Annotated in this window: 13 protein-coding genes; 12 read left to right on the forward strand and 1 reads right to left on the reverse strand. The window is 31.2% G+C overall.

The features are described from left to right. Positions 1-17: 17 nt before the first annotated feature. Entirely contained in the window at positions 18-962 is a 945-nt protein-coding gene (locus FA045_RS09190; RefSeq protein ID WP_136876750.1) for a phage/plasmid replication domain-containing protein, read from the forward strand. Positions 963-1,252: 290 nt separating this feature from the next. On the opposite strand, the gene FA045_RS09195 is transcribed toward FA045_RS09190, so the two are convergent. After that, the gene (locus FA045_RS09195) at positions 1,253-1,834 is read right to left on the reverse strand and encodes a hypothetical protein (RefSeq protein ID WP_136876752.1); all 582 of its coding nucleotides are present in this window, start codon (positions 1,832-1,834) and stop codon (positions 1,253-1,255) included. 673 nt (positions 1,835-2,507) lie between these two features. Here FA045_RS09195 and FA045_RS09200 point away from each other — a divergent pair. From FA045_RS09200 to FA045_RS09245, 11 genes are all read left to right on the forward strand, one after another. Beyond that, positions 2,508-4,001: a reverse transcriptase domain-containing protein gene (locus tag FA045_RS09200; protein WP_136876754.1), complete on the forward strand. Its 1,494-nt coding sequence runs from the start codon at positions 2,508-2,510 to the stop codon at positions 3,999-4,001. A 165-nt stretch (positions 4,002-4,166) separates the two neighbouring features. Further along, positions 4,167-5,291, forward strand: a complete 1,125-nt coding sequence (locus tag FA045_RS09205; RefSeq protein WP_136876756.1) for a phospholipase D family protein — start codon at positions 4,167-4,169, stop codon at positions 5,289-5,291. Between the two features lie 123 nt (positions 5,292-5,414). Further along, positions 5,415-6,923, forward strand: coding sequence for a restriction endonuclease subunit S (locus FA045_RS09210; protein WP_136876758.1), 1,509 nt, complete (start codon positions 5,415-5,417; stop codon positions 6,921-6,923). After that, positions 6,920-8,542, forward strand: a complete 1,623-nt coding sequence (locus FA045_RS09215; RefSeq protein ID WP_136876760.1) for an AAA family ATPase — start codon at positions 6,920-6,922, stop codon at positions 8,540-8,542. The genes FA045_RS09210 and FA045_RS09215 overlap by 4 nt, the downstream gene beginning before the upstream one ends. 1 nt (position 8,543) lies before the next feature. Next, the gene (locus tag FA045_RS09220) at positions 8,544-9,437 is read left to right on the forward strand and encodes a hypothetical protein (RefSeq protein WP_136876762.1); all 894 of its coding nucleotides are present in this window, start codon (positions 8,544-8,546) and stop codon (positions 9,435-9,437) included. Positions 9,438-9,444: 7 nt separating this feature from the next. Then, positions 9,445-10,929 carry a type I restriction-modification system subunit M gene (locus tag FA045_RS09225; protein ID WP_136876764.1) on the forward strand — a complete coding sequence of 495 codons (1,485 nt, stop codon included), beginning with the start codon at positions 9,445-9,447 and terminating at the stop codon, positions 10,927-10,929. A 12-nt stretch (positions 10,930-10,941) separates the two neighbouring features. Continuing rightward, a complete protein-coding gene (locus FA045_RS09230) occupies positions 10,942-11,805 on the forward strand; it encodes an endonuclease/exonuclease/phosphatase family protein (protein WP_394347471.1) in 864 nt (287 codons plus the stop codon). Position 11,806: 1 nt separating this feature from the next. Next, positions 11,807-12,235 (forward strand): Rossmann-fold NAD(P)-binding domain-containing protein, encoded by a 429-nt coding sequence (locus FA045_RS09235; protein ID WP_136876771.1) that lies wholly within the window; start codon positions 11,807-11,809, stop codon positions 12,233-12,235. Positions 12,236-12,599: 364 nt separating this feature from the next. Further along, positions 12,600-12,860, forward strand: a complete 261-nt coding sequence (locus FA045_RS18960) for a type I restriction-modification system subunit M N-terminal domain-containing protein (protein WP_205943130.1) — start codon at positions 12,600-12,602, stop codon at positions 12,858-12,860. 3 nt (positions 12,861-12,863) lie between these two features. Next, positions 12,864-14,165, forward strand: a complete 1,302-nt coding sequence (locus FA045_RS09240) for a type I restriction-modification system subunit M (protein WP_225871316.1) — start codon at positions 12,864-12,866, stop codon at positions 14,163-14,165. Beyond that, complete coding sequence (locus FA045_RS09245; RefSeq protein WP_136876773.1) at positions 14,158-15,321, forward strand: restriction endonuclease subunit S; 1,164 nt, start codon at positions 14,158-14,160, stop codon at positions 15,319-15,321. The genes FA045_RS09240 and FA045_RS09245 overlap by 8 nt, the downstream gene beginning before the upstream one ends. Position 15,322: the final 1 nt, after the last annotated feature.

The following is a 15,322-nucleotide window of genomic DNA, read 5'->3' on the forward strand; positions in this document are numbered from 1 at the left end:
TATAATATAAACTTATAATGATAGATACAATAAGAATCAAAATAGAACTTAATCAACTTCCTGAAAATTACTACTCATTTCTTCAAAGTAAAATTATTCGGAAAAGATACTTCACTAATGAATTTGGAAGAACAACCTTAATATGTAATTATGAAAATTTTTATATCACTTTAGGATTAACAGGATTATTTATAACAGGTAGTTTAACTAGATATGTTAAAGGAAATACCCTGGAAACAGCTTATAAAGATGAACTATTTAATGGACTTCTTAGATTAGGGATTGATCTAATGATAGATATAATGGATGCAAAGGTATTAAGGCTTGATATTGCAGGAAATATTTTAACTAAAAAACCTGTGGAGGAGTATTTTTCAATTCTTAGCTCTTTCAAAAGAACTGAGAGATTCAGGCATACAAACGCGCTAACTTACAGTAATAGTTATAGAAAAATTCTTTTTTATAATAAAATCAAACAATTGCAAATAAAAAGAAGTCAAAATATAGACCAAATCTTAAAGGATAACAACGTTTTGCGTTATGAATATAGATTTTGTAAAACTAACACCCTTCAAAGATTTCTATCAATTAATGATGTAACTGTACATACTATATTCGATAATTATGAGAAGTTAGTTAATAGCTGGGTTGATAATTATCTATCGATTGATAAAAGCAATGAGCCGAAATTTTTCGATGAAAAAGTATTTGATAAGAAAGGGATGTTTTACAAACAGCTACAATTAGAAGGTATCAAAGCACTCGGAGGAATGAATATGATACTTGAAATGATTGATATAAGTAAAAAGAAAGGAGCTTTCAATAAATACCCCAACCAAATAACTAATATAAAAGCGAGATTAAGATCTTTGATGAATAATCCTGTATTAGTAAAAATTTCAGCCCTTAATGAAGAGTTGACTTCAAAAATTATGATGTTTGGTTTTTACGCTACACAATAATTTCGTCAAAAAAATGCTTTAATTAAAACTGATACTTGTAAATACCTGCTACTCAATATTGTTAACTTTTTGAATGGGAAAGTAACCACATTTATCTGTGTAAAACAATATGTAATTACAGTGGTATAAAGAAGCATTTTTCTTGTAAAGCTTTAAATATTAGTTTGTTACTATAAAAAATGAGTTAGATAAAAGATTAAAGGTGTATGAATCATCTATCAGACCATTGTAAATATCAGTGTAATATTAATTTTAACTATTAGCCTCTTGATTTAAGAGGCTTTTTGCTTTTATTGTTTGCACTCAAACCCCTCGGGAACTTCTTCCTCATCCTCAACCTTTTTTTCGGCTACTGACTTGCTTTCCCTTAAATTAATTTTGTTTTTATTATTTGCCTTTAACATCTTCATGTACATTGGTGCCAATGATGGAGACGGACTTGCTTGTCTAATCCGTTCTAATGCTTCTTCTGTATTTATTATCTCTACTATGGAAGTATTATAAAGTGTTTCGTCTAAATTAGATTTTAACTCTCCGTTTCCATTCTTAGTGAAATTAAGATTTAGTTTTAAATCATCTATTGATAGTATTTCATTGTCACCACTTCCTTCATAGCTATATTTGAATATTTTTGATTGAGTTCCAATAGGAGGGTTTGTTTTGTAAGTTCTAAATTCTCCTAGGGTCGAATTTAGCGTTTCCTTTGCTTCCAAATGAGTTTCAGATATGAAGCTGAGTTCTATTTCTTGCAAAGATGCGATATATCCTTGAAGCTTACAATTTAGAACATACACTTTTCTCCCTTTCCATGGGTTTTGAGAGCAGGAGATAAACAACAAACAGATTAGAATAAGAGTGTTTAATTTTTTCATTTGATTTTCGATTTGGTTCAGATAAAAGAAGCCCGAACAAAGTTCTACTCGTATCTAAGGTGGTCGAATACCTGTACTACAAAGCAGTTCAATGCCCAGGCTTTACCTGAGCACTTAACTAACCTTCCTTGTAGTACCTTAAATTTTCGACCTTTTAGATACAGGGATGTTTGCTAAATGCAAAATCTATAATATAACTCTTAAGCTTTCTTTTTTACATATATTTTTTTTAAAAGTAGTTAATATTCGTAAATAATAGATAATCTCTTATTATTTTTAATTATTGGTCATTATAGTGGATATGTATATAATTCAACTTTTAAAATGTTCTATTTATTTACATTTTGTGATTGAATATAAATTTCTTGTATATTAGCATAAAGTGCAGTGAACTGATGGAGCTGGTTGATACGTTTTTTAAGATTAGCTTGAAGTGATATACGACTTCAAGGGTGCGAAATTTCTAACATCAAAGCTATTTCTGGATAATATCCTTCTAGGAGAATGCCCAGTAGGCTGATAAGTAATCTGTATTTCATTTTACTGAAGTGTAAAGATAAGCAAATAATTTCCCGACGTGAAAGGGCGGTGTGAAAGCATCGTGTATAGCATGTAACAACCCATTAAGTAAAGCAAGCCCGTGTCACTATTAGTTCCTGCACTTTAATTATGTATGGAAAAAGATTGGTTTAAATTAAAGAGATATCCGCACATTGGCTTACCCTTGTCTACAATTGATAGGCTATGGGTTGAGCGATATGTTAAAAATCTGAAGTCAATAAAGAACCACGCGTTTTATCCATTCATTCACAGATCATCTATAACTAGAAAATTTAGGAAAACAATTGATCCAGTTACAGGAAAAAAGTCCAAGTTAAGAACAGCAAGCAGTAAACCTAGAGAGCTTTATTATGCTAATCATCTAGATTCTTGTATTTATAGTTACTATTCAAAACTATTAAATGAACAGTATGAGAAAAAAATAGCTGTAGCTGGATTGCAAGATATTGTAACTGCATACAGAAGAATAAAGATTAATCTAGATCAAGAAGAATCTTCTCATAAATCAAGTGCAGATTTCGCATCAGAAGTATTTAATTATATCTTGGCAAGTGAGAAAGAGAGGTTGATTGCCATAACATTTGATGTTAAAGGTTTCTTCGATAATTTGGATCACAAACTTTTAAAAAAAGCTTGGTATCAGGTTAAAGAAACACAAACAACCACATTATCTGACGATGAATACAATGTGTTCAAAAATATAACTAGATTTTCTTACGTGAATGAAAATGAAATATTTAATGAATTTCAAAAAGAAATTATTACTGAAACTGAAAGTAAAATAAGGAAGAAAAGAGAGATAAAGAGAATTCATCATTTAAGAAAGCAAAGAGCAATTGCATATTGCGACTTAAAAGATATTGAAAGAATAAGGTCTAAAAATTTGATTATTGGGAACGGAAATTTAAAATTCCCATCAAGAACAAAAGGAATTCCTCAAGGTTCTCCAATTAGTGCTGTCCTCGCAAATATCTATATGCTAGATTTTGATAAAAATGTTAACGATATTATATCTTCTTTTAGCGGTATTTATAGAAGGTATTCTGATGACATGATTGTGGTGTGCGATGAGAAGTATACTATGGATATTATTAAATTATTTGATGAAAAAATCTTGGAGCGAAAGTTGGAAGTTCAGCATGACAAAACTCAAATTTTTGAATTTAATAAAGTAAATGATAAATTCAAATGTTATCAAGTCATCGATTCAAAATTAATTCCGAATAGAAATTTAGAATATTTGGGCTTTGCTTTTAATGGATTTAACACATATTTGAAATCATCTAGCCTTTCTTCGTTTTATAGAAAAATGAAGAGGGCATACAACAGAAGTCAATATTATTCAGGAGTACTAAAGTCTTCAAAGTCAATAGGTCAAATTTTCACAACACGTTTGTATAAAAAATTTTCCTACAAAGGCGCCAAGAGAAGAAGGTTGTATATTCCGGATAAAGGTATCCCACCTAAATGGACTAAAACAGAAAGTTACAATTGGGGAAATTATATTTCTTATGCTCATTTAGCAGTAAACAAAATGCCAAACAATAAGGTGAAAAATCAAATAAAAAGGCATTGGAAGATATTAAATGATTTAATAGGCCATTAACTATTATTCAGGTTTTTAAAAAATATGGTGTGCAAGCAAATAAAAACATGAAGATTTGCCATATATATTATAGTTTAAAGCATAAATGGAGAACATTATTATTTTAAACTATAAATTTTCTTTAAATAATTAAATACTTATCTTTTTACAATTCAAATAGTTAAAATGCTCTCATTAATAAGTAAAGATTGGCTACTACATTTTAAAGAGCAGATAAAAAATGCTCAAAAAATTCGTATAATTTCTCCATTCATTACAAATGTAATGGTAACCCATTTGATTGATAATTACTGTGATGCCGAAGTTGAGGTCATAACTAGGTATAATTTAAACGATTTTAGGTCTAGAGCTTCAAGCATATCTGCATTGAAGCGACTTGTAATGAAAGGGTTCAAGGTTCGGGGTATTAAAGGATTGCATAGCAAATTGTACGCTTTTGATAATCGATGTGCTATCATTTCATCGGCAAATTTCACAGGTGGTGGATTTTTTAATAATTATGAACTTGGTATTAAGACGTTTGACCAGAAAATAGTAAATCAAGCAATAATTTATTTTGAAGGATTATTTAACGTTAATATTGAAAACCTAAATCTAGAAACAATCGAAATATGGGAAGATAAGATAAAAAAAGAAAAGCCAATTTATAAACCAACAGAGGATTTACCAGACTATGGAACTTCTCCTTTCAGAAAGCAAAACATAAATCAAAAATATTTTATCAAATTCTTTGGCAGGTCAGACTCTAGAGCAAATAAAGAATTCACAACTCAAGATATGGTAGAGGGTAGTCACTGCCATTTTGCTGTAACATTTTCGGGAAGAAAAGGGAGACCTAGAAAATATAATGATGGCGATATTATCTATTTAGCAACAATGTTATCTAACAGAGAATATGCAATTTTTGGAAAAGCAACTGCAATTAAGCATAACGATCTAAGAGATATGGCATCAGAAGAGGATATAAGTCATGTGAAATGGAAAGAACATTATGGGGTGTATATTCGGATAAAAGACCCAGTTTTTATTGATGGTAAGATGGGTGATTGTCCAATGATGAGTAATTTGATTGACGATTTAAAATATGAGGCTTTTTTTAGAACTAACATGAGATACATTGTTGGTGGTAAGAAAACAAATCCATGGGATTCTTTAAGACAGCAAGCGGATGTGCAGTTAAGTGAATTAGGGGCACAATGGTTGGATAACAAATTCTTAGAAACCATAAATACCAAAGGTTCAATTAAAAAGGAATTTATCGATGGGCTTTACAAGTCTCAAATATTTTAGAATTTATCATTATATTTCTATTATTTTCTCACTCAAAATTGTTGAAAAACTAATGATTTACTATCTAAGGATTTACATTTTATGTCTTTTTATTTCATTATTTAAAGATTACATTAGCTAGCTGTGGATAATTACTTAAATAAGATACCAGTTGAATGGAGATGGGTCACTATCGGGCGCATTTGTGTTACTAGTAGTGGCGGAACACCTGACAGAAAAAATTTTAATTATTTTAAGGGGGATATTCCGTGGGTGAAATCTGGAGAGCTAAAATATGATGTTATTTTAAAAGCTGAGGAGTATATTTCTAAGGAAGCATTAAGATCTTCAAGTGCAAAGCTTTTTCCTAAAGGGTCGCTTCTAATTGCTCTTTACGGTAACACTGTTGGTAGGATGGCTTTTTTAGGAATTGATGCAGCAACGAACCAGGCAATAGCATCAATTACTACTTTTCTAATCAATTCAAAATATGTGTATTACTATTTGATGTCTTCAAACAATGCTTTGCTAAGCAAACGAGAAGGAAGTGCACAACCAAATATTAGTCAAAAAGTGTTAAATGATTTTCCCTTTCCATTGGCACCAGTAGAGGAGCAAAATAGGATTGTCGATAAGATTGAAGAATTATTTAGTGAGATTGATAAAAACATAGCACAATTCAAAATTTCTGAGAGAAAAACAAAGCATATCAAAAGTAAATTGTTAGATAATTATTACAAAAAACATGGTGCTGTTGATAAATCATTATCTAGTTTAACACTCTCTGTAGATTATGGATTTACAGCAAAGTCATACACAGGTGCAAAGGATAACAACAGCATTTTTTACTTACGTATTACAGATATTCAAAACGGGAAAATAGATTGGGAAAAGGTACCCTATTGTGATGCTAATATTGAAGATTTAAAAAAATATCAAATTTTAGAAAATGATATTTTATTTGCTAGGTCTGGAAATACAGTAGGTAAAACAGTTTTAGTTAAAAATCCTCCAAAATCTTTATATGCTTCATATCTAATAAGAATTAGATGTGACATACAAAAAATTTTACCAGAGTATCTCAGTTTTTTTTTTCAATCTAATTTATTCTGGACACAAATTAATGATGGAGTTACTGGCATTGGACAACCAAATTTTAATGGTTCCAAAGTATCAGAACTTAAAATTCCCGTAGTTTCGTTAGAAGAACAGCAAAAAATAATAATGCATGTTGAACACAACTTTGCCGAGGTTGACAAACTCCAAGATGAACTGAAGGTCAACCTAGCTAAAACTGAACTTTTAAAATCTAAAATTCTGTTTGATGCATTCAATGGAAACTTGACAAAACAGTATGATACAGATAGTTCAGTAGATGAGTTATTAAATAAAATCGAATCAGCAAAATCCGGCTATCAAGTTAGTAAGTCTGAAATATCCCGAAATCTGCCAAAATTAAAAAAGATGGAAAAATCAACTTTATCACTATTAGAAGTATTGGAAAAAAATAGTGAGCCAATAACTGTTAAAAAATTGTGGCAAGATTCTATGTATATTGATAATATTGAACAATTTTATTCTGAACTCAAAAAAATTCAAAATAAAATTAAACAGGAAAAACATGAAACTGAAGTTCTAGTGTCAAAATTATGAGAATAGATAGTGTGCATATCGAAAATTTTAAAAATCTAATAGACTTTAATATTGACTTGGATGAAAATGAGTTAAATACGGTCTTATTAGGTCAAAATGCAACAGGTAAATCTAATTTTCTAGAGGCTTTGGTATTAATTTTCAAATTTTTGGATTTAAGTACTGAAACGAAAAGATTATATACAGAGTTTAACTACGTGATAAAATATAAATGCAGAGAACGATTTATTGAAGTTAAATGTTACACGGAATTAGAAACAAAAAGGAAAGCATATGAGATTGAAGTAGATAAAGAAAAACAATCTTTAAAGCAGTTTTTTAAAAATAAAGATATTTATTTGCCTAAATATGTTTTTACATATTATTCAGGTATAAGCAATAAACTAAAAAATCATTTTGACGAAAATCAAAGGAATTTTTATAATAAAGCTAAAACAAAAGGTGTTACAAAAGATGACGTAGAGGATTTAAGAAGGATGTTTTATGTACAATTAGTGCATTCATATTTTGTATTATTAGCATTTTACACTTTTGAAGAAGATGGAACTAATGATTTTTTATCAAAGTACTTAAATATCGAAGACCTAGAATCAATTCTATTTAAATTTCAACGACCCGAATGGCAAAAGAAATCGAATTTTAAAGAAAGTTTTATGTGGGGGGCAGAAGGATTAGTGAGAGAATTTCTAGAAAAACTCTGGGAAATTTCATTATGTCCGATAGATGTTGTAGAGAATTTTAAAGAGAGTTTTCGAGACTCGGCTGGAAAGGAAAAGGAATATTTATATCTATATATACCTGATAAAGAACATCTTAGGGAATTAAATAAATTCTATCATACAAATACGGAATTGTTTAAAGCTTTAGAAAGCACATATATTTCTGATTTAATTGATGAGGTTAAAGTCAAGGTTAAAAAATCAAATGTAGATAATGAAATCACATTTAAGGAGCTGAGTGAAGGTGAGCAACAATTATTAACTGTTTTAGGACTATTGAAATTTACAAAGGATAAGGAAACTTTGGTTCTATTAGATGAGCCGGATACTCATTTAAATCCTCTGTGGAAATGGGATTACCTTGAACTCATCAAAAATATTTATAAAAAAGATTTTGAAACTGGTAAAGAAGACGATACAACTCAAATAATTATAAATACTCATGATCCTCTTGTAATTGGTGGATTAGAGAAAGAACAAATAAGAATTTTCAAAAGAAATCCAGAAAACGGAAACATTATAGTAGAGAAGCCAATTAAAAGTCCGAAAGGAATGGGAGTTGCAGGCATACTAACTAGTGAACTATTTGGGTTGCCGTCTATACTAGACAAGGAGACTCAAATAAAGCTTAATAGAAAACGGTATTTGCAAGGAAAATTAATGCGGAATGATATAACAGAGGAAGAGCATAAAGAATATCAGATAAAGAAAGCTGAATTAGAAGAATTTGGGTTTTATGAGGAGGTAGAAGATAAGTGGTTTAAATTGTATTTATCTGAAATGTCAAAATATGAAATAATTCAACAAGTTGATTTTTCAGAGGAGGAAAAGAAATTCTTAGAGGAAGAAAGCAAAAAGGTAGTTGAGGGTATACTAAAAAGTATGAATTCAAATAATTAACATGAGATACATTGATATATCAGAGTTAGAGGAAACATTCAATAGGCTAAATCCAAATACAAGTTTTCAAAATTGGGTAAATGATGCCAACCAACATTTGCAGAATATAGAAGCGTTAAGCCCTCAACAACGAAGTACTTATTGGAGAACAAATAATTATTGGAGAAATCTTTATTCAACATTATCTGAACTTTCTGGACACAAGTGCTGGTATTCAGAAGCTCCTGAAAACTCATCAGAATGGGAAATCGAACATTATAGACCAAAAGCTCAATCAAAAAATGAAGACGGAGTTATTATTAGAGGAGACGGATATTGGTGGCTTTCTTATTTTTGGAAAAATTTCAGACTTGCAGGAAGTTTAGTCAATAAACTTAGAAAAGATAGATTTGAAAACGGTCAGGAGGTATTTGGAAAAGGCAATTTTTTTCCTTTACTGGATGCTTTTATTTCGCAACCCCAAGATTTTTTATGTAACAATGAGAGCCCGCTTTTAATAGATCCTGTTAACCCTAATGATGTTACCTTAATTTCCTTTGACAGTAATGGAGACGTATACCCAACTTATGGGCTGAATGATAATTTAATAAATAACAGGAAAGCGGTTTTGTCAATAAAGTTTTATGGATTGGATCATACACCAATTCAAAGAAGCAGAAATAAGGTGTGGCAAAAATGTGAAACTATAGTTGACATAACCAATAACTATATCAAGTTCCATAACCCGACACCTGTTCAAATAAATACAAAAATAAGTGAATGTTTCATTCAATTAGTAGCACTAACCAGAAAAAATGAACCCTATACAATGGTTGTGAAATGTTTTATTAAGGAGAAGTCTAAAGATAAAAATAACTACCCATGGTTGGAGAATATAAACTTAGTAATGCAATAACACTAATATGAATACAAATAATTTAGTTGCAAAAATTTGGTCATTTTGTGATACCTTGAGAGACGATGGAGTAGGTTACAGTGATTACTTAGAACAAATTACATATCTACTCTTTTTAAAGATGGCTGATGAGTATTCTAAACCACCTTTTAATAGAGATTATAATATTCCTCATGATTGTAATTGGGAATTTTTGTTAGCGCATGAATTAGAAGGGTTGACTTTGGATTATATGACGGCCTTGAATAAGTTATCAAATTCTGGGAAGATGTTGAGTAAAATATTTAATGGCGCTCAAAATAAAATTCATGATCCCTACAAATTAAAAAAACTTATTGAGTTATTAAACGAAGATGATTGGGTGTCAGAATCTGTTGATATAAAAGGGGATATTTATGAAAATTTGTTACAGAAAAGTGCTGAAAATAGCGGCGCGGGTCAATATTTTACACCTAGGTCAATAATAAAAGCAGTCGTAGAATGTATTGAGCCTATGCCACTTGAAACCATTTCGGATCCAACATGTGGTACAGGCGGTTTTTTTCTTGGTTCAATTGAGTATTTAAATAAAACTTTTCAAAAGGACCTGAGAGAGAATAAGGTGAAAAAAGACTTTTTGCAGTTTAAAACTTTTCAAGGTTGGGACATAGTTCCATCAACAGCGAGGTTATGTTTAATGAACTTGTTTCTGCATGGTATTGGAGATTTAAAAGAAACACCGGAAATAAATGTTATTGATAGTTTGTTAGAGGAGCCAAAGATAAAAGTGAAAATTGTACTAGCAAATCCACCTTTTGGAAAAAGCAGTACTTATACTATAACTAACGATGAAAAATTAGCAAAACAGGAAGGTTTTATACTTAGGAAGGATTTTTGGGCAACAACAAGTAATAAGCAGTTATGTTTCGTACAACACATTATTTCTATGCTCGAAGAAAATGGCAGAGCCGCTATAGTACTACCTGACAATATTTTATTCGAGGGAGGGGCAGGTGAAGTAATAAGAAAAAAATTACTTGAGGAAACAAATCTTCACACCATACTTAGATTGCCCACAGGGATATTCTATGCAAACGGTGTAAAAGTAAACGTTTTATTTTTAGAGAAAAAAAAGATTAGAAAAAAACCGAATACAAAGGAAATTTGGTTTTATGACTACAGGACAAATGTGCATCACACTCTAAAAAAGCATCAATTACAATATGAACATTTAAAGGATTTTATAAATTCTTATCACTTAGCTGATAGAAATAAATCCAACGATGTTTGGAATGAAATAGATAATATTACAGGCAGATGGAGAAGTTATAATTATGAAGATATTATTTCAAGAGAAAAAAGCAACTTCGATATAACATGGTTAAAGGATGATAATGTAATTGATTTAAACAGTCTTCCTGAACCTGATATTTTAGCGCAAGAAATTGTTGATGATTTAGAAGGTGCACTAAATAGCTTTAGGGATATCGTAAAAAGTTTAACTCGAATATAGTTTAATTTTAAGATGGCGATTAACTTTTTCACTTGGAATGTTAAGAACAATAATAATTCTGTGTTCTACTCAGATTTAAATAAAGAACTGATACTACAAGGAATTGATATATTAGTTTTGCAAGAATGTTCGATGAAGTACCCAATAACTAATTTATCTGATTTCGATGAGATACCAGAATTTGTGGCCGAAAAAGGTAAAAAATATGTAAGGGTTTTTTTAAATAAAAATTCCAAGATAGCATATTCATATCCAGTGTCCTATCTAAATAACAAGATCAAGTGTTTAAAGATTAAAACGTATAATGGGAATGAGTTCAATATTATTGGTGTTCATCTTTATAGTAAGGTTGGAAAAACATCTTCAAATCAAGATTTAGATAATTTACCCGTTAGAATACATATTGATGAATATCAGGCATTGGTGAAAAATGATAAAACTGTTATACTCGGAGATTTTAATTATCACCCATTCGAAGCAAACATGTTACACCCTAAATTTCTTAATGCCTTAAATGATAAACACCTAATTACTGCTTTGAAGACAAGAAAGGGTAGAGCATTCGATGTTAAATATTATTATAATCCTATGTGGAACTTGTTAGGAGATTTTGATTACCAAACTGGAGGTTATAAGATTTCTGGTACTTACTATTGGGTGCCAAAGGACATTAAAAACTATCCGTGGAACCTTTTTGATGGTGTTATATTGAGCCCAGAAATAATGAATGAATTAGATATGAAAAGTCTGAAAGTAATAACTAAAATATCAACAAATGAATTAGTTAAATCTATACCTTATACATCGAGCGGAAGTTTATTACATTATGGACATTCTGATCATCTTCCAATTAAATTTAATCTTAATATTATTTAATATGACAAAAAGCATTTGGGAATTTTCAAAAGAAGAAAAAGAGGAAAAAACTCCGTTTGATTTTTTAGTTGAGTATGCAGGGCAGTTATTAGAGGCGACAGATGAAATTATTTCTGGGGACGTTACTAGAACATACAATGATGACAATACAGGCCTTATTTATACTCTTTATCTTGTTGTGCCCGAAATGAGATACTACAGTTATAAATTAATTGAAGTAATTCAGAAAGACTTAGTAAACGTATATCCAGTTGACATGATATTATTTGGTAGCGCGAAACAAAATAGACCTAAATATGAGAATGTTTATAGTAATCAATTTGAATCCAGACTTCGGGAATTTATTTCAAGTTCTATGACAAAAAATATTTTGTCTGGATTGAAAATTCAACTTGAGATCGTTAGAAAGTATGAAGGTGATCGTATGTAGTCTGTATCGTTTATTTGCCCTTATTTATTAATATCTTCCTATTCTCTACCTAATCATCCTACAATTTTCAGACTATTTTTTGTAACTCATTGATAATCATTGGTAGTTAACTTTTTGTATCGGGAAGTAGGTAGTCTTTAGTTTTTTTGTTAAAATCCTTTGACTAAAGATTTAAAAATGTAAATACGGTTTTCCGTAAAACGATGTGATAACTCTTTTTTAAATTAGCCAAAAATAAATGGATAATGAAGTGTTTGCATTACACATTTAAATAAGTTAACATTTTTCCTTAACATCTTTTTACGTAATTTCAGCCAAAACTTTCATTTATGAAAGTTTTTTGAATTCTAATCCTACAAATTTAATGTCTAAAGAACAAGAACGCGACGAACTACACCGTGCCATCTGGCAGATTGCTAATGATTTAAGAGGAAGTGTTGATGGATGGGATTTCAAATCCTACGTTTTAGGAATGCTGTTTTACCGTTTCATTTCTGAGAACTTAGTAAGTCACATTAATAATGCAGAGCGAGAAACAGGTAGTACCAATTTCGATTATGCTAAAATAACTGATGCAGAAGCTGAGTTTGGAAGAACCGATACCGTACATGAAAAAGGATTTTAAATACTGCCGTCTGAGCTTTTTCAAAACGTACAGCAAAATGCTAAAAGCAATGCAGACCTAAATGAAACCCTTAGCGAAGTATTTAAAAATATAGAAGCATCTGCAAAAGGAACCGATAGCGAAGATGATGTAAAAGGCTTGTTTGATGATATCGATGTCAATAGTAATAAACTTGGTGGCACCGTTCAAAAAAGAAATGAAAAGTTGGTTAAAATTCTTGATTCGATTGCAGGTTTAAGATTGGGCGATTTTCAGGATAATTCTATTGATGCCTTTGGCGATGCATACGAGTTTTTAATGACCATGTATGCTGGTAGCGCAGGTAAATCTGGTGGTGAGTTTTTTACACCACAAGAGGTTTCTGAATTATTGGCCGAAATTACCGTTGTAGGTAAAACCGAAGTAAATAAAGTTTACGACCCTGCTTGTGGCTCTGGCTCACTCTTACTTAAGTTTGCCAAAGTATTGGGTAAAGAAAATGTACGCCAAGGTTTTTACGGACAAGAGATAAACATTACCACGCATAACCTGTGCCGTATAAATATGTTTTTGCATGATATTAATTACGAGAAATTTAATATTACGCATGGCGATACCTTAACCGACCCAAAACATTGGGATGATGAACCTTTTGATGCCATTGTTTCTAATCCACCTTACTCGATAAAATGGGATGGTGATGCCAATCCTTTATTAATTAACGACCCTCGTTTTTCTCCGGCTGGTGTTTTAGCGCCAAAAAGCAAAGCCGATTTAGCTTTTACCTTGCATATGTTGCATTGGCTTTCTACTTCGGGTACGGCAGCAATTGTAGAATTTCCTGGTGTATTGTATCGTAGTGGTGCTGAGCAAAAAATTAGAAAGTACTTAATTGATAACAATTACATTGATGCTGTTATTCAATTACCACCAGATTTGTTTTTTGGAACTAGTATAGCAACCTGCATTATTGTATTAAAGAAAAGCAAAAAGGATAATGCCACTTTATTTATAGATGCCTCGGCAGAATTTGTACGTGGCGGAAATAAAAATAAATTGAGTGAAACTAACCGCAAAAAAATACTCAATGCTTTTATAAAACGTGAAGATGAAGACTATTTTGCTCAATTGGTTCCTAATTCATTAATTGCTGAGAACGATTACAACATTGCCGTTAGCAGTTATGTTACACAAGAAGATACCCGTATAGAAACCAATATCATTTTATTGAACCAACACATTGCTGAAATCGTTACTCGACAGAATGAACTTCGCAATGCTATAGATGAAATTGTAGCAGATTTAGAGGGAGAAAGCTATGGGTAAGATTGATGATTTAATCGCGAAGTATTGCCCAGAAGGAGTAGAATATAAAGATTTGGGTGACATTGTTCAGATTTTAGATAATAAACGAAAGCCAATTTCAAAAGGAAATAGAATAGCAGGGAAATATCCTTACTACGGTGCGAACGGTATTCAGGATTATGTTGAGGGATATATTTTTGATGGAACATTTCTATTACTTGGAGAAGATGGCAGTGTAATTAATAAAGATGGTTCGCCTGTGCTGAATTGGGCATCTGGAAAGATATGGGTTAATAATCATGCTCATATTTTAGCTGAAAATAAAGATAAAGCTTTATTAAGATTTATTTATTTTGCACTTGCAGAAATTGATGTTACGAAAGTTGTTAAGGGCAATATTCCAAAAATTACCCAACAAAATCTTAGAAGTTTTTCCATACCTATCCCACCACTTCTCGTCCAACAAGAAATCGTAAATATCTTGGATAAATTTACTTCGTTGACAGCGGAGCTGGAGGCGGAGCTGGAGGCAAGAAGCACCCAGTATGTATACTATCGAGATAAATTATTAGGCTTTGAGAATACGGCTGTAGAATGGAAAACGCTTGGCGAAGTTGGTACGTTTTTAAGAGGTAAAAGATTTGTGCGTACAGATATGATTGAAGAAGGTTTTCCTTGTATTCATTACGGAGAAATGTACACCCATTATAATATTTATGCAAAACAATCTAAATCATTTATTAGTGAAGAATTAGCTAGTAAGTTACGAAAAGCCAATCCGGGCGATGTGATTATTGTTGCGGCTGGCGAAACTATAGAAGATATTGGAAAAGGGACAGCTTGGTTGGCAGATACAGATGTGGTTACACACGATGCTTGCTTTTCTTTTAAAAGTCCATTAAATCCTAAATACGTTTCTTACTTTTTAAGAACAAGACTTTTTCACGACCAGATTAGACCACATATTTCATCTGGTAAAATTTCTGCAATTAACGCGAATGGTTTAAGTAAAGCTAAAATTCCTGTTCCACCAAGAGCAGAACAAGATAGAATTGTGGCCATTTTAGATAAGTTTGATGCTTTGGTAACTGATATTTCTACAGGTTTGCCAGCAGAGATAAAAGCCCGTAGGCAGCAGTATGAATATTACCGTGGCAAACTGCTAACTTTTAATTAAC

The organism is Pedobacter cryotolerans (assembly GCF_005116475.1).
GTDB classification, from domain to species: Bacteria; Bacteroidota; Bacteroidia; order Sphingobacteriales; family Sphingobacteriaceae; genus Pedobacter; species Pedobacter cryotolerans.

What these genes read in the sequence shown, in the direction of transcription:
- FA045_RS09190 (WP_136876750.1), top strand. Translation starts at nt 18, where the DNA reads ATGATAGATACAATAAGAATCAAAATAGAACTTAATCAACTTCCTGAA.
- FA045_RS09195 (WP_136876752.1), bottom strand. Translation starts at nt 1,834, where the DNA reads ATGAAAAAATTAAACACTCTTATTCTAATCTGTTTGTTGTTTATCTCC.
- FA045_RS09200 (WP_136876754.1), top strand. Translation starts at nt 2,508, where the DNA reads ATGGAAAAAGATTGGTTTAAATTAAAGAGATATCCGCACATTGGCTTA.
- FA045_RS09205 (WP_136876756.1), top strand. Translation starts at nt 4,167, where the DNA reads ATGCTCTCATTAATAAGTAAAGATTGGCTACTACATTTTAAAGAGCAG.
- FA045_RS09215 (WP_136876760.1), top strand. Translation starts at nt 6,920, where the DNA reads ATGAGAATAGATAGTGTGCATATCGAAAATTTTAAAAATCTAATAGAC.
- FA045_RS09220 (WP_136876762.1), top strand. Translation starts at nt 8,544, where the DNA reads ATGAGATACATTGATATATCAGAGTTAGAGGAAACATTCAATAGGCTA.
- FA045_RS09225 (WP_136876764.1), top strand. Translation starts at nt 9,445, where the DNA reads ATGAATACAAATAATTTAGTTGCAAAAATTTGGTCATTTTGTGATACC.
- FA045_RS09230 (WP_394347471.1), top strand. Translation starts at nt 10,942, where the DNA reads ATGGCGATTAACTTTTTCACTTGGAATGTTAAGAACAATAATAATTCT.
- FA045_RS09235 (WP_136876771.1), top strand. Translation starts at nt 11,807, where the DNA reads ATGACAAAAAGCATTTGGGAATTTTCAAAAGAAGAAAAAGAGGAAAAA.
- FA045_RS18960 (WP_205943130.1), top strand. Translation starts at nt 12,600, where the DNA reads ATGTCTAAAGAACAAGAACGCGACGAACTACACCGTGCCATCTGGCAG.
- FA045_RS09245 (WP_136876773.1), top strand. Translation starts at nt 14,158, where the DNA reads ATGGGTAAGATTGATGATTTAATCGCGAAGTATTGCCCAGAAGGAGTA.